Annotated in this window: 12 protein-coding genes and 1 tRNA gene; 8 read left to right on the forward strand and 5 right to left on the reverse strand. The window is 69.9% G+C overall.

Features of this window, described 5'->3' with window-relative positions:
* The first annotated feature begins 31 nt into the window (after positions 1 to 31).
* Entirely contained in the window at positions 32 to 565 is a 534-nt protein-coding gene (locus tag ACWFR4_RS26285) for a helix-turn-helix domain-containing protein (protein ID WP_453654845.1), read from the forward strand.
* Positions 546 to 1,748: a tyrosine-type recombinase/integrase gene (locus ACWFR4_RS26290; RefSeq protein ID WP_453654846.1), complete on the forward strand. Its 1,203-nt coding sequence runs from the start codon at positions 546 to 548 to the stop codon at positions 1,746 to 1,748. Before ACWFR4_RS26285 ends, ACWFR4_RS26290 begins: the two co-directional genes overlap by 20 nt.
* Positions 1,749 to 1,841: 93 nt before the next feature.
* Here the strand turns inward: ACWFR4_RS26290 and ACWFR4_RS26295 are convergent.
* Positions 1,842 to 1,914: transfer RNA gene (locus tag ACWFR4_RS26295), tRNA-Arg, on the reverse strand.
* 226 nt (positions 1,915 to 2,140) lie between these two features.
* Between ACWFR4_RS26295 and ACWFR4_RS26300 the strand changes: the two genes are divergently transcribed.
* Positions 2,141 to 3,865: a class I adenylate-forming enzyme family protein gene (locus tag ACWFR4_RS26300; RefSeq protein WP_453460506.1), complete on the forward strand. Its 1,725-nt coding sequence runs from the start codon at positions 2,141 to 2,143 to the stop codon at positions 3,863 to 3,865.
* A 6-nt stretch (positions 3,866 to 3,871) separates the two neighbouring features.
* On the opposite strand, the gene ACWFR4_RS26305 is transcribed toward ACWFR4_RS26300, so the two are convergent.
* Entirely contained in the window at positions 3,872 to 5,149 is a 1,278-nt protein-coding gene (locus tag ACWFR4_RS26305) for a M6 family metalloprotease domain-containing protein (RefSeq protein WP_453460533.1), read from the reverse strand.
* Positions 5,150 to 5,413: 264 nt separating this feature from the next.
* Here ACWFR4_RS26305 and ACWFR4_RS26310 point away from each other — a divergent pair, with 264 nt between their 5' ends.
* Entirely contained in the window at positions 5,414 to 6,085 is a 672-nt protein-coding gene (locus tag ACWFR4_RS26310; RefSeq protein WP_453460509.1) for a TetR/AcrR family transcriptional regulator, read from the forward strand.
* Positions 6,086 to 6,239: 154 nt separating this feature from the next.
* Complete coding sequence (locus tag ACWFR4_RS26315) at positions 6,240 to 7,724, forward strand: MFS transporter (protein ID WP_453460536.1); 1,485 nt, start codon at positions 6,240 to 6,242, stop codon at positions 7,722 to 7,724.
* 21 nt (positions 7,725 to 7,745) lie between these two features.
* Here the strand turns inward: ACWFR4_RS26315 and ACWFR4_RS26320 are convergent, their stop codons facing one another.
* Positions 7,746 to 8,249: a MarR family winged helix-turn-helix transcriptional regulator gene (locus ACWFR4_RS26320; protein WP_453654848.1), complete on the reverse strand. Its 504-nt coding sequence runs from the start codon at positions 8,247 to 8,249 to the stop codon at positions 7,746 to 7,748.
* 97 nt (positions 8,250 to 8,346) lie between these two features.
* On the opposite strand from ACWFR4_RS26320, the gene ACWFR4_RS26325 reads away from it, so the two are divergent.
* On the forward strand, positions 8,347 to 9,114 hold the full coding sequence (locus ACWFR4_RS26325; protein WP_453460515.1) for a dioxygenase family protein: 768 nt from the start codon (positions 8,347 to 8,349) through the stop codon (positions 9,112 to 9,114).
* Here ACWFR4_RS26325 and ACWFR4_RS26330 read toward each other — a convergent pair.
* A complete protein-coding gene (locus tag ACWFR4_RS26330) occupies positions 9,111 to 9,692 on the reverse strand; it encodes an N-acetyltransferase family protein (protein WP_453654850.1) in 582 nt (193 codons plus the stop codon). The genes ACWFR4_RS26325 and ACWFR4_RS26330 overlap by 4 nt on opposite strands.
* A 154-nt stretch (positions 9,693 to 9,846) precedes the next feature.
* Here ACWFR4_RS26330 and ACWFR4_RS26335 point away from each other — a divergent pair, with 154 nt between their 5' ends.
* On the forward strand, positions 9,847 to 10,851 hold the full coding sequence (locus ACWFR4_RS26335) for a sigma-70 family RNA polymerase sigma factor (protein ID WP_453654852.1): 1,005 nt from the start codon (positions 9,847 to 9,849) through the stop codon (positions 10,849 to 10,851).
* A gap of 42 nt (positions 10,852 to 10,893) precedes the next feature.
* On the opposite strand, the gene ACWFR4_RS26340 is transcribed toward ACWFR4_RS26335, so the two are convergent.
* Entirely contained in the window at positions 10,894 to 11,889 is a 996-nt protein-coding gene (locus ACWFR4_RS26340) for a helix-turn-helix transcriptional regulator (protein WP_453460524.1), read from the reverse strand.
* 153 nt (positions 11,890 to 12,042) lie between these two features.
* Between ACWFR4_RS26340 and ACWFR4_RS26345 the strand changes: the two genes are divergently transcribed.
* The gene (locus tag ACWFR4_RS26345; RefSeq protein ID WP_453460527.1) at positions 12,043 to 13,545 is read left to right on the forward strand and encodes an MFS transporter; all 1,503 of its coding nucleotides are present in this window, start codon (positions 12,043 to 12,045) and stop codon (positions 13,543 to 13,545) included.
* Positions 13,546 to 13,756: the final 211 nt, after the last annotated feature.

Raw genomic sequence — 13,756 nt, forward strand, 5'->3', positions numbered from 1 at the left:
ATGAGGGACAGTAGCAGAGAGAGTGAGGCTCATGAAGATTCACCCGAGTCGTAAGCTCCTCGCCATGACGGAACAGGCGAGGGCCAAGACTCAGATCAGCGACCCGACCGGAAAGGCCGTGGCAGCTAACGTGCGGCGACTTCGAGAGCTGCGAGGGCTCTCGACCTACGACCTTTCCCGGAGGCTCAAAGACGCCGCTCGACCCATCGCTGCCTCGGCTATCGCAAAGGTGGAGCGCGCCGAGCGGCGTGTCGACGTGGGCGACCTAGTGGCTTTCGCGGTCGCCCTGGACGTGAACCCGGCGATGCTGCTATTGCCGCCGACAATCGAGGGGGACATTGAGCTCACAGGTGGCGGCCAGGTGCCGGCCATCAAGGCATGGGACTGGTTCCGCAAGGACATGCCACTCCGCATCCCCGAGGGCGACGACGGGTCCGTGATCGTCGAGTTCCGCCTGAACCTCCCTCGAGGGCTCCGCAAGTTCCAGATCACCAACCCGGCCGGGCGCCGCGCTGCCCACGAGGCCGAGACCGGAGGTGAGCCTGATGGCGAGGGTATGGATTGAGGACCGCGCCAACCACGCCGACTACCAACAGGCTGTGGAGAAGTGGCAGGCGGCAAAGAAGGAAGGCAGCAAGAGGCAGCTACCGGGCCGGTGGCGGGTGCGGTGGTACGGCCCCGATGGGAAGCCGAAGGCGAAGACGTTCCGCACAGTGCCGCAGGCCGAGGCGGAGCAGCAGGCCTTGCTGCAAAAGCTGGACAAGGGGTCGTACCGCGACCCTCAGTCGGCGAAGGCCGCGGTGCGCCTGGTCGCCGACGAGTGGCACACGTCGCTGCGGAAGCAGGGGCGCCGCACGAAGGACGACTACCGGGAACTGCTCGACCTGTACGTGATCCCCAAATGGGGCGACTGGCAGGTGGGTTCCATCCAGTGGGCGGACGTATCCGAGTGGGTTAACGAGCTGTGCAGCACGCCTGGCAAGGCCGGCCGGATGCTCAGCTCGTCCCGTATCGCAAAGACGTACTACGTGCTGAGCAGTGTCATGAAGCACGCGGTCAAGACACACCGGATCTCTGCCAGCCCGGCACACGACCACGACTTGCCGCGAAGTGATGACGAGGACGACCACGTCTACCTGACTCACGAGCAACTGGAGACGCTCGCCGAGAAGGCGGGCCGCTATCAGACGTTCGTGAGAACCCTCGGGTACACCGGGATCCGGTGGGGTGAGGCCATCGCCATCAAGGTAGGCCGCACGCAGCTGGACGACCGCCGCATACGGATCCTGCAGGCGTACTCCGACATCGACGGGCACCTCGAACTCGGGCCCGTGAAGAATCACGAGAAGCGGTCAGTGCCCCTGCCTCGGTCTTTCGCCGAGGAGCTTCGCCCGCTCGTTGCTGGGCGGCATCGTGACGAGCTGGTGTTCACGGCGCCGGAGGGTGGACCGATGCGGTACCCGAACTTCCGGCGCCGCGACTTCGACAGGGCCGTACAGGCGGCCGGACTCGGCGACCTTGGCGTGACGCCGCACAAGCTGCGGCACACGGCCGCCTCGCTCGCCATCGCGGCCGGCGCCGACGTGAAGGTCGTTCAGACCATGCTGGGCCACAAGTCAGCAGCGATGACGCTCGACGTCTACGGGCATCTATGGCCGGACCGCCTCGACGAGGTGGCCGATGCCCTCGACATCGGCCGAGCCGCCGCTCTTGCCAAGCTGAAAGCGCCGCTCGTGATCGCTGGCTAGCTGAAGTCACATGTACAAAATGCGTACTGCCCCCCGAGGTGACCTCGGGGGGCAGCTTCGCGATCTGGCCCGTGACCTGCACGAACCTGTCAGTGCCCCCGGCAGGATTCGAACCTGCGACACCCGCTTTAGGAGAGCGGTGCTCTATCCCCTGAGCTACGAAGGCGTGCGACCACTGACAGCGTAGCGGATGCGACCGTCGGGGCTTGCTTGTGTTTCGCGGTCCGCGCCGAGGCCGGTTCCGGGGCGTGTCGAGGTGGTCGACGCAGGAGGTCTCGCGGAAATCTCGGGATCCCCCTGTGGCGCGCGTCACCGGGGACGTAGCGTCCGTAACGCCTGTGGATCGTGAACGCCTGTAGATCGTGTCCGGCCAGTTGGAAGGGGCCTTGTCCATGGAGCCGCAACCCGCCGACCCCGCTGTCGACCTGCTCACCTCACCCGGTGCACCCTTCGCCGTCGTGCGCAGCGAGAGGGGTGGGCCCGAGTACGCCGACGGGCCGCGGACCCTGCGTGAGTTCGTCGAGACGACCTGGGCCTACGGGGACACGCCCTTCCTGATCGCCGGGAGCGGGCGGCTCACCTACGGGGAGTTCTTCGCCGAGGCGTCCGCGCTCGCCCGCCGGTTCGTGGACGTGTACGGGCTGCGGCCCGGCGACCGTGCCGTGGTCGCCATGCGCAACCACCCCGAGTGGCAGATCGCCTTCTGGGCCGCCCAGTTGGCGGGCCTGGTCGCCGTTCCGCTGAACGCCTGGTGGACCGCCGGCGAGTTCACTTACGCCCTCGACGACTGCGAGCCGGGCGTGCTCCTCGTCGACGGCGAGCGGCTGGAGCGCGTCCAGCCGTGGCTGGAGGGGAGGGAGGGGGAGGGGCGGCGGCCTTGGACCCTTGTCTTCCATCACGACGGCGACCTCCCCGGCGACCGCGTCGAGCGGTACGAGGACCTGCCCGCCGCCGATCCCGCGCTCGGGCCGCCCGACGTCGACGTACAGCCCGACGACGACGCCACCATCATCTACACCTCCGGGACCACCGGGCGGCCCAAGGGGGCCGTCGCCACGCACCGTGCGCATGTCGGTGCCATCGCCAACCCCCGTTATTTCGCGGCGCTTTCGGCTCTGCGGCGTGGGCAGATTCCCGGGCAGGGGCCCACTCCCGTCGCCCTGCTCACCTTCCCCTTCTTCCATGTCGCCGCGTTCACCGGGTTCTATGCGGCGATGGCGGCGGGCGGCACGCTCGTCCTGCTGCGCAAGTGGGACGCGGCCAAGGCGCTCCAGGCGATCCGGGAGCACGGGATCACCAACTACGGCGGTGTGCCCGCGACCGCGCTGCAACTGCTCGAAGCAGCCGAGGCCGCGGGCGACGAGATGCCGACGCTCGCCATGTTCAACACCGGGGGCGCCGCCGCGCCGCCCGACCTGGTGGCCCGGCTCACCGCCCGGTTCGGGGAGCGCGTGGAGCCCCGTAACGGATACGGGCTCACCGAGACGCTCGGCGGGGTCACCGCCAACTTCGGTGCGGAGTACCGGGCCCACCCGGAGAGCGTGGGCAGGCCCGCGCCCGCCGTGGAGGTGCGGGTCGCGGGGCCCGGCGGTGAGGCTGTCGCCGACGGCGAGGTGGGGGAGCTGTGGCTGCGCGGGCAGTCGGTGATCCGCGGTTACTGGCGCGACGAGGCGGCGACGGCCGCGGCGTTCGCGCCGGGCGGCTGGTTCAGGACCGGGGATCTGGCGACGCTGCGGGACGGCCGGGTCAGCGTGGTCGACCGGATCAAGGACATGGTGATCCGGGGTGGCGAGAACGTGTACTGCGTGGAGGTGGAGGCTGTCCTGCACGACCATCCGGACGTCCTCGACGCGGCGGTGCTCGGCGTGCCGCACCCCGTGCTCGGCGAGGAGGTCGCCGCGGTCGTGCAGGTGCGGCCCGGGTCGGAGCTGGGCGCCGACGCGGTCAGGGCGCACGTCGCCAAGTCGCTCGCGGTGTTCAAGGTCCCGGCGCACGTGCTCCTGCGGGACGCCCCGCTCCCGCGCAACGCCACGGGCAAGCTCCTGAAGCGGGAGCTGCGCGGGCCGGTGGGGGAGGCCGTCCGCCCGGCGCCGGGTACCCCGGCTGCCTCCGCCTAGGCCAGGTCACTTCCGCGTGACCACCACCCGGTAGTCCCCCTTCGTATCCGCCCCCGCGACCTTGATCTTCACCCCTGTCTTGGGGTCCTTGAAGGTCTCGCCGGGGGTGAAGGCGGCGTCGGAGAGTTCCGCGTGGACGTTCGGGCTGCGGGTGCAGCCGCCGCTGTCCTTGGTGGCGTCCTCGACGGCGATCGGGCCGTCGCCGGTGTCGACTCCGGCGTCGACCCGGTAGATGAGGACGCCGGGCCGGCACACGGCCTCGTCGTTGCCGTCGCGCGTGCGGACCTCGATCGCGAACCCGGTCTTGGCGGTGAGCGGGACGAAGGTGAGCTTCAGGCCGCCCCGGCGGCCGAGCGGGGAGAGGACGTGCTCGCTCGTGCCGTGCGCCGACGCGCAGCTGATCTGGTTGTCCCCGAGCCAGCCGAGCTTCCACTTGTGCCAGCCGAGGAGGTCGTTGTCGGCCCCCCAGTCCTCGCTCATGATGTCCCAGTGGCCGACGGCGCCGCCGCCGTCCTGGGTGTAGAGGTCGGGCAGGCCGAAGGTGTGGCCGTTCTCGTGGGGAAGTACGCGGTAGCCCGTCTCGGCGTACGAGCCCGAGCCGTCGTCCTGGCGGCTGTAGACGAACGACACGTTGGCGACCGGTATGCCGTCGGCGACCGGCGCATCGTGGTTGCCGGCGAACGTCACGGACAGAACCGTGTCCAGGGCCGAGGGGCCGGCGTTCGGGGTGACCAGGATGTTGATCAGGTCGTAGTCGCGGAAGTCCACGTCCGGGTCGGCCGTGGCCACGATGTCGTCGATGAGGTCGCGGTAGCCGGGGTCGAAGGGTGCGCCCCGTTCTATCCCGTACGCGGCGAATGTCTTCGGCATGCGCAGCCAGTGCCTGATCGGCGCCTCCGGACGGTAGTCGAGCTTCCCGTACGACGCGGTGCGGAACCAGGCCTGGGTCTGCGGGAAGAACTCGCCGAGGCGGTCGAGCGCGGTGCCCTGGCCGTGGGCGTCGGGGAAGTCGACCATGAGGTTCAGGGCGTGGACGGTGCCCGTGGAGCGGGCGTAACCCGACTGTGTGGGCACGCCCTCCGACATCTGTACGCCCAGTGCGCCCTGGATCATGCAGGGGTTCAGCGCGGCCGGCCGGGACAGGGACGTGGAGCCCGAGCCGGACGGGGACGGGGACTGTTCCATGAAGCGGCCCGTACTCGCAGAGGTGGTGACGGCGAGGGCCACCGCGGTGAGCCCCGCGAGCCCCGCACTGCGCCGGGCCCTGCGTATGCGGTGCCGCAATGAGATCGCCTCGCCCTCGGTCCCCGGCAGCTCCGGGAACGGGCTGCGTCCTTCGATCACCCTGTGACGGGGTGTGCCGGGCCGCTCGCTGGGTGCGCCGATCGTGGGTTTCTCGCAGGTGTGGCTCAGGTCACACGAATGCCGGGAAATAACCGGGGACACCTTCCCCGTTTAGCCCTACGTCCGCACGAAACGGGGACTGACTCCCCGGAACGAGCAGGCAACGGAGAATGACCGCAACGTCCGCCGGAAGGAGCCAGAATCGTGAGCGCCGCAGCCACCACCACCGCACCCGCGACGGGGAAGCGCGTGCCCAAGCCGCGTGCCGACGCCCTGCGCAACCGGGAGCGCATCGTCGCTGCCGCTCGCGAGATGGTCGTCGAGTTCGGGGCCGAGGTGCCGATGGACGAGATCGCCCGCCGCGCGGGCGTCGGCAACGCCACGGTCTACCGGCACTTCGCGGACCGCGCGGAACTGCTCCGGCACGTCGTCCTCTCCGTCATGGACAGCGTCACCGAACACGCCGAACGGGCGCTCGCCGTCGCGGACGCCGACCCGGACGCCTCCTTCGGTGCCCTGCGCACGTTCGTGCACGCGGCCGCCGACGAGCGGATCGGCGCCCTGTGCCCGATGCTCACGGCCGGCTTCGACAAGGACCATCCCGATCTGCTGGCCGCCCGCGACCGGCTCGAGGCCGGCACCGAGGGCCTCATGGAGCGGGCCCGCGCGGCCGGGCAGCTGCGCACCGACATCGCCGTCGGAGATCTGATGGTCGCCCTCTCCCAGCTCACCAGGCCCCTGCCCGGCATCGCCTGCCTGGACATCGACCGCTTCGTCCACCGTCATCTGCAGCTGTTCCTCGACGGCCTGATGGCACCGGCCCGCTCGGAGCTTCCGGGTGCGCCCGCGACTCTGGAGGACCTCCGGCAGGCCTGATCCACCCCGCGCACCGCCGTCGCCGGCTCGTCGGCGGAGCCCACAAGCATCCTCAGCAGCTTCTGTAACACCCGATATTTCACGCTTATTCGAGACTTGGAGTGCCGTCGTGGCTACCCCCTTGCCGAAAATAGATCTGCCCAGGGCAGACCCCATGCGCTGGAAGGCGCTCGTCTTCATCGCGCTCGCCCAGCTGATGGTCGTGCTCGACGCGACCATCGTGAACATCGCCCTGCCGTGGGCCCAGCAGGACCTCGGCATCTCCGACGGAAACAAGCAGTGGGTCATCACGGCCTACGCGCTCGCCTTCGGCGGACTGCTCCTGTTCGGCGGCCGCATCGCCGACATGTGGGGCCGTAAGCGGACCTTCGTCACCGGCCTGCTCGGCTTCGCCTTCGCGTCCGCGCTCGGCGGAGCGGCCCAGGGCGAGGCCATGATGCTCGGCGCCCGCGCCCTGCAGGGCGTGTTCGGCGCGCTGCTCGCGCCCGCCGCGCTCTCCCTGCTCGCGGTGATGTTCACCGACGCCAAGGAGCGCGCCAAGGCGTTCGGCATCTACGGTGCGATCGCCGGTGGCGGTGGCGCCGTCGGCCTGATCCTCGGCGGCTTCCTCACCGAGTACCTGGACTGGCGCTGGACGTTCTTCGTGAACATCCCGTTCGCGATCATCGCGGCCGCGGGTGCCTACTTCGTCATCCGTGAGCCGGCCGGTTCCCGTAACCGTTCGTCGCTCGACATCCCGGGCGTCGTCCTGTCGACCCTCGGTCTGGTCTCCCTGGTGTACGGCTTCACGCGCGCCGAGTCCAACGGCTGGTCCGACGCCATGACGGTCGGCCTGTTCGTGGCCTCCGCCGTGCTGCTGCTCGGGTTCGTCCTCACCGAGTCCAAGGTCCGCTCGCCGCTGCTGCCGCTGCGCGTCCTGCTCGACCGCAACCGCGGCGGCGTCTACATGTCGCTCGGTCTCGCCGTCATCTCGATGTTCGGCCTGTTCCTCTTCCTGACGTACTACCTCCAGGTCGTCCGCGGCTACTCGCCGGTGACCACCGGCTTCGCGTTCCTGCCGATGATCGTCGGCATGATCACGGGCTCCACGCAGATCGGCGCCCGGCTGATGACGCGGGTCCCCCCGCGGCTGCTCATGGGCCCCGGCTTCCTGGTCGCGGCGCTCGGCATGCTGCTCCTGACGCAGCTGGAGATCGACTCCTCGTACCCGTTCCTGATCCTGCCGGCGCAGCTGCTGCTCGGCCTCGGCATGGGTACGGCGTTCATGCCCGCCATGTCCCTGGCCACGCACGGTGTCGAGCCGCGTGACGCCGGTGTCGCCTCCGCGATGGTCAACACCTCGCAGCAGGTCGGCGGCGCGATCGGTACGGCCCTGCTGAACACGATCGCCGCGTCGGCGACCACCGCCTATGTCGCCGCGCACGCGGCCGGCGCCACCAACCCCAAGCTCCTCCAGGCGCAGGCCATGGTGAACGGCTACACCCACGCCATCTGGTGGGCCGTCGGCATCCTGGCCGCGGCGGCGACGATCGCCCTCACCCTCATCAACACGGGTGTCCCGGGCAGCGCCGCCCCGAAGGCCTCCGGCTCCACGGAGGACGCTCAGGACGAGGTGCAGATCCCGGTGATCGCGCACTGACCCCGTAGAAGACTCGGGGCGCTACCGGAGCCAGGGGAGATCCGCCCCCGCCTCCTTCGGCTGAAGTCCCTCGGCGACGATCCTCATGATCTCGCCGAGGGACTTCTCCTGTTCCGGGGAGAGCCGGTCGAAGAGCGCCTGCCGGACGGCGGTGACATGACCCGGCGCCGTCCGCGTCAGGACCTCGTACCCCTCGTCCGTGAGGCACGCCAGCTGACCGCGCTTGTCGGAGGGGCAGTCCTCGCGGCGCACCCAGCCGTTCTTCTCCAGGCGTGCGACGGCGTGGGAGAGGCGGGAGCGGGTGATCTTCGCGTTCATGGCCAGCTCGGTCATGCGCAGGCGCCGGCGCGGCGCCTCGGAGAGCTGGACGAGCAGCCCGTAGTAGATGTGCGGCATGCCCGCGTCCCGCTGGAGTTGGCGGTCGAGGTGGTCCTCCAGCAGCGTGGTCGCATGGAGGTACGCCTGCCAGGTGCGCTGTTCCTCGTCCGTGAGCCAGCGAGGGGCTTGGGTGGGTGCCGTCGTCATGGGTTCCACTGTACGTACCTCCTTCTTGAAGATTAAACAATCGGGTACTACTCTGTCAGTACAGCTTGAGACTTCAAGTAATTCCGGGAGTGTCGTCATGCGTATGCCCGCCCTCTATCTCAGCCACGGCGCGCCACCGCTCGCCGACGACGACCTGTGGACCGGTCAGCTCGCCGCGTGGTCGGCCGAACTGCCGCGCCCCAGGGCGATCCTGATGGTCTCCGCGCACTGGGAGGAGGCCCCGCTCGCCCTCGGCGCCACCGAGGCCGTGCCGCTCGTGTACGACTTCTGGGGCTTCCCCGAGCACTACTACCAGGTGCGGTACGAGGCCCCCGGAGCACCCGAACTGGCCGATTCGGTACGGAAGTTGCTGCGTGGGCCCGGCACCCCGGTCCAGGACATCCCGGACCGCGGCCTCGACCACGGCGCGTACGTCCCGCTCGTCGAGATGTACCCCGGAGCCGACATCCCGGTCCTGCAGATCTCCATGCCGACGCTCGACCCGCAGAAGCTGATGGACATCGGCCGCAAGCTCGCGCCGCTGCGTGACGAGGGGGTCCTGATTGTCGGCTCGGGCTTCTTCACGCACAACCTCGCCGCGCTGCGCCAGGGCGGGATCCCGGCCTGGTCGGCGGAGTTCGACGACTGGGGGCACCGCGCCCTGGAGAGCGGCGACGTGGACGGCCTGCTCGACTTCACCCACAAGTCCCCGGCGGGTGCGCTGGCGCACCCTCGGACCGAACACTTCGCACCGCTGTTCGTGGCGATGGGGGCGGCGGAGCAGGCCGGTGAGCTGGACGCGCAGCGGAGCGTGATCGACGGGTTCTGGATGGGGCTGGCGAAGCGGTCGGTGCAGTTCGGCTAGGTGCCGGCGCCGGTGCCGAGCGGGCGTTCGTACCAGGCCACGTCCCAGTAGCGGTCGAACTTGCGGCCGACCTCGCGGTAGGTGCCGACGTAGGTGAAGCCGAATCGGGTGTGCAGGCGGCCCGAGGCCTCGTTCGGCTGGGTGATGCCCGCGTACGCGCGGTGGACGTCCTCGCCCGCGAGCGCCTCGAAGAGCGCGTCGTAGAGCAGGGTGCCGATGCCGCGGCCGCCCGCGTCGGGCGCACAGTAGACGCTGACCTCCACCGAGGTGTCGTACGCCGCCTTCGCGCGGAAGGGGCCCGAGGTCGCGTAGCCGAGGATGCGGCCGGAATCGCGCTCCTGGGCAACCAGCAGCCGGTGCCGGCCGTCTTCAATGTGGGAGAGCAGCCAAGGGCGGCGCTCCTGCGGGGTGAAGACGGCCGTGTCAAAGGTGATCGGCGTCTCACGCACATAGTGGTTGTAGAGGTCGGTGAGAGCGTCGAGATCCGTTTCGCCGCCGGGCCTGACCAGCACTTCTGTGGACTCCGTCACGCTGTGGACCTTCCCGTATCCGGCCGGTGGCGGCACAGGGTACTGCATGATCACGAAAATCGATGGTCGGCTTGGGAATTCTGTCCGGATTCCAGTCGTTGTTTCCATCGGATGCAGGGCACCCGGGAGGGTGTGCCTGGCACCACAGGACCACAGGACCTGTCCACCGCAGGCCCCCGCCCACCATCGCAAGGGAGCACGCATGGCAACCCGTGCCGTCGCCCGTCGTAAGTCCGCCGTCTCCGGCGAGACCGACGGCGCACGCAGTGTTCGCGCCGTAGGCGGCGAGATCGCCGACCGCGACCTGGTCGGCATGTACCTCGACGAGATCGCGCGTACACCGCTGCTGGACGCTGCCAAGGAAGTCGAACTTTCCCAGACCATCGAGGCGGGCGTGTACGCCCGGCAGATTCTCGACGGCGAGGCGGAGAGCGAAGCCGCGGGCAAGGCGTCCCGCGAGGAGCTCGAAGCGCTCGTCGCCGCGGGTGAGCGGGCCAAGGACGTCTTCATCAAGTCCAATTTGCGCCTGGTCGTGGCCGTAGCGCGCCGCTACCCGAGGAGCGGTCTCCCGCTCCTCGACCTCATCCAGGAGGGGAACGCGGGCCTGGTGCGCGCGGTCGAGAAGTTCGACTACCGCAAGGGCTTCAAGTTCTCCACGTACGCGACGTGGTGGATCCGGCAGGCCATCACGCGCTCGATAGCCGACCAGTCGCGCACGATCCGGCTCCCCGTCCACCTGGTGGAGGAACTGGGCCGCATCCGGCGCGTGCAGCGCGAGTTCAACCGGAAGAACGGGCGGGACCCCGAGCCCGAGGAGATCGCCGCCGAGCTCGAATCCAAGCCCGCGCGCGTCGTCGACGTCCTGGACTGGGCCCGCGACCCGGTCTCACTGAACATGCCGGTGGACGACGAGGGCGAGACCCAGTTCGGCGACCTCCTGGAGGACACGTCCGCCGTGTCGCCCGAGCAGTCCGTCCTCACGCTGCTGCGCAGCGAGGAGCTGGACGACCTCATCGGACATCTCGACCAGCGCACGGCGTCCATCATCAAGATGCGGTACGGGATCGACGACGGCCGTGAGCGCACGCTCACGGAGGTCGGCAAGGAGCACGGGCTGACCCGCGAGCGGATCCGGCAGATCGAGAAGCACGCTCTTCTCGAGCTGAAGAAGCTGGCTCGGGACACCGGGTTCGATGCCGCCGCGTGAGGTTCCGGGGGCGCTGCCCCCGGACCCCCGCGCCATTTGTCCTCAAGCGCCGGACGGGCGGGATGCCACCGGCCCGTCCGTGGCGCGGGCGAGACGGCTGCTCAACTCTCTTAGATAGTCCGCCAGTTCATCCGGCCCGTGCACCGTGAACTCGCAGTCCACCAGTGCGAGCCGCAGCGCCAGCCACTCCACCGAGTCGGTCGCCGTCGCGCGCAGCCGGCAGTTCCCGTCGGGCTGCGCCTCGGGCGCGCCCAGCGCCGAGGGCAGCCGTGCCACCACGAAGTCCGCCGGCGCTTCGAACGTCACGTCGATGTCGTACGAGGGCCGGCCGCGCCCCGACATGGACCGTCGCAGATACTCCGCCGCGTCCCCCGTCGGCAGTTCCCGCGGAGCGAACCGCGCACCCGTGGCGAACGGCTCCTCGACCCGGTCCACGCGGAAGGTGCGCCAGTCGTCCCGGTCGATGTCGTACGCCACCAGGTACCAGCGCCGCCCCGTCGACACCATCCGGTACGGCTCCGTCAGACGGCGTGACTCCGTGCCGTCGCCCGAGCGGTAGCGGAACCGCAGCCGCTCCTGCCCCGCCGTCGCCGACGCGAGGACCGTGAGCGTCTCCGTCGCGATGGACGCGCCGTCCCCGCCGGTCAGTGGCATCGTGGCGGCCTGGAGCGTGGAGACCCGGTGCCGCAGGCGCGAGGGCAGCACCTGCTCCAGCTTGGCGAGGGCCCGTACGGACGCCTCCTCCACGCCCTCGACGGCGTGCCCCGCCCCGGCCCGCAGACCGACCGCGATCGCCACGGCCTCCTCGTCGTCCAGGACCAGCGGGGGCAGCGCCTTGCCCGCGACCAGGCGGTAGCCGCCCTCCGCACCCATCGACGCCTGCACGGGATAGCCGAGATCACGCAGCCGGTCCACGTCCCGGCGCACCGTGCGCCGCGAGACGCTCAGGCGCGCGGCGAGCTCGCCGCCGGGCCATTCGCGCGGAGTCTGGAGCAGGGAGAGCAGTTGGAGCAGCCGGGCCGGAGTGTCGGTGGTCATGGTGCGTCCCCTCTCGTTCGCGTCCCGTTATCGTGTCCGTCCCGCTCGCGGCGCCCTCGCTTGTGGCTTTCGCGGCGCATTCGTTATCGGGAGATGCCAGGGTGCGCGCCATGTAGGACACGGTGTGACCTACATGCCTCCTAGTCTCCTCGTATGACTTCACCCGTGACCACCCCCGACAGGCGACGCTGGTTCGCCCTGGCCATCGTGATGACCGCCGCCTTCATGGACCTGGTCGACGTCACGATCGTCAACATCGCGATCCCGTCCATCCAGCGCGACGCGGGCGCCACCGTGAGCCAGATCCAGTGGATCACCGCCGGATACGCGCTGGCGTTCGCCGCGGGCCTGATCACCGGCGGGCGGCTCGGCGACATCTACGGCCGCAAGCGGCTCTTCCTGTTTGGGATCGCCGGCTTCACGCTCGCCTCGGCGCTCTGCGGCTTCGCCGCGAACCCCGAGATGCTGGTCGCCTCGCGCATCCTCCAGGGCGGCATGGCCGCGATGATGGTGCCGCAGGTCCTGTCGATCGTGCACGCCACGTTCCCTGCGGAGGAGCGCGGCAAGGTCTTCGGCCTCTTCGGCATGATCGTCGGCCTGGGCGCGGTCTCGGGCCCGCTGCTCGGCGCGCTGCTCACCGAGTGGAACCTGTTCGGTCTCGAATGGCGCCCGATCTTCCTGATCAACCTGCCGGTCGGCATCGCCGGACTGCTCCTCGGCCGCAGGTTCATCAGCGAGTCCAAGGCGCCCCGCGCCCTCAAGCTCGACCTCGTCGGCGTCGTGCTGGTCACGCTCGGACTGCTCATGCTGATCTACCCGCTGACGCGTGGCCGTGAGCTGGGCTGGCCCGTGTGGGGTCACGTCGTGATGGGCTCCAGCGTCCTCGTCTTCGGCGCGCTCGTCGCGTACGAGAAGTACAAGACGCGGCGCGACGGTTCGCCGCTGGTCGAGCTGTCGCTGTTCAAGGTGAAGAGCTTCGCGGCCGGTATCGCCGTGCAGGTCGTCTTCGGTGTCGCGCTCGGCGTGTTCTTCCTGGTGTGGACGATGTACATGCAGGTGGGCCTCGGGTGGACGGCGCTGCACGCGGGCCTGACCGGGGTGCCGTTCTCCATCGCCGTGTCGGCGGCGGCCGGGATCTCCGTGCAGAAGCTCGTGCCGAGGTTCGGGCGCAAGGTGCTCCAGACCGGCGCGCTGGCGATGATCGCCGGACTGCTGATCTACATCTGGGAGGCCGGGCGGTACGGCGCCGGGATCACGTCCTGGCAGATGGCGCTGCCGCTCGTCGTGATGGGCGTCGGCATGGGCCTCATCGTCGCCCCGCTGACCGATGCGGTGCTCTCCGACGTGCCGCGCGAGCACGCCGGTTCGGCGTCCGGGCTGATCAACACCACGCAGCAGATGGGTACGGCGCTCGGGCTCGGCCTCGTCTCCGTGGTGTTCTTCGGGACGATCGGCGACCACCTCGCGCCGACCGAGGTCGGGCAGGCGTTCACCGACGCGTTCAGCAACTCGCTGTGGTACGTCGTCGGCGTGCTCGCCGTGATCTTCCTGCTGATGTTCGCGCTGCCGGGGCGGCCCGCGCAGCACGTCGAAGGGGGCGCACAGGACGCGGACCCGGAGGCCGGACCGGTCGAGAAGGCGCCGGAACTGGTCTAGGGCCTCTCGTTTGGATCATGCCGGGCTCGCGAGGTCTGGTGCAGCCTGATCCAAACGAAAGGCCCCGGTTCCCGCGGGACTTCGAGTGGGGGGGGGGCCCCCCCCCCCCCCCCGGGGGCCCCCCCCCCCCCCGGGGGGGGGGGGGGGGGGGGGTGATAGGGGGCGCCGGGGAGCACCCCCCGCGCCCAAGCGGGACGGGGGAGGGCACAAC

The organism is Streptomyces sp. NPDC055140 (assembly GCF_053607285.1).

Excerpts from the sequence above, each read along its gene's own strand:
- ACWFR4_RS26330 (WP_453654850.1), bottom strand. The coding sequence starts at position 9,692 with ATGCAGTACCCTGTGCCGCCACCGGCCGGATACGGGAAGGTCCACAGC.
- ACWFR4_RS26340 (WP_453460524.1), bottom strand. The coding sequence starts at position 11,889 with ATGACCACCGACACTCCGGCCCGGCTGCTCCAACTGCTCTCCCTGCTC.
- ACWFR4_RS26325 (WP_453460515.1), top strand. The coding sequence starts at position 8,347 with ATGCGTATGCCCGCCCTCTATCTCAGCCACGGCGCGCCACCGCTCGCC.
- ACWFR4_RS26345 (WP_453460527.1), top strand. The coding sequence starts at position 12,043 with ATGACTTCACCCGTGACCACCCCCGACAGGCGACGCTGGTTCGCCCTG.
- ACWFR4_RS26290 (WP_453654846.1), top strand. The coding sequence starts at position 546 with ATGGCGAGGGTATGGATTGAGGACCGCGCCAACCACGCCGACTACCAA.
- ACWFR4_RS26285 (WP_453654845.1), top strand. The coding sequence starts at position 32 with ATGAAGATTCACCCGAGTCGTAAGCTCCTCGCCATGACGGAACAGGCG.
- ACWFR4_RS26315 (WP_453460536.1), top strand. The coding sequence starts at position 6,240 with ATGCGCTGGAAGGCGCTCGTCTTCATCGCGCTCGCCCAGCTGATGGTC.
- ACWFR4_RS26300 (WP_453460506.1), top strand. The coding sequence starts at position 2,141 with ATGGAGCCGCAACCCGCCGACCCCGCTGTCGACCTGCTCACCTCACCC.
- ACWFR4_RS26320 (WP_453654848.1), bottom strand. The coding sequence starts at position 8,249 with ATGACGACGGCACCCACCCAAGCCCCTCGCTGGCTCACGGACGAGGAA.
- ACWFR4_RS26335 (WP_453654852.1), top strand. The coding sequence starts at position 9,847 with ATGGCAACCCGTGCCGTCGCCCGTCGTAAGTCCGCCGTCTCCGGCGAG.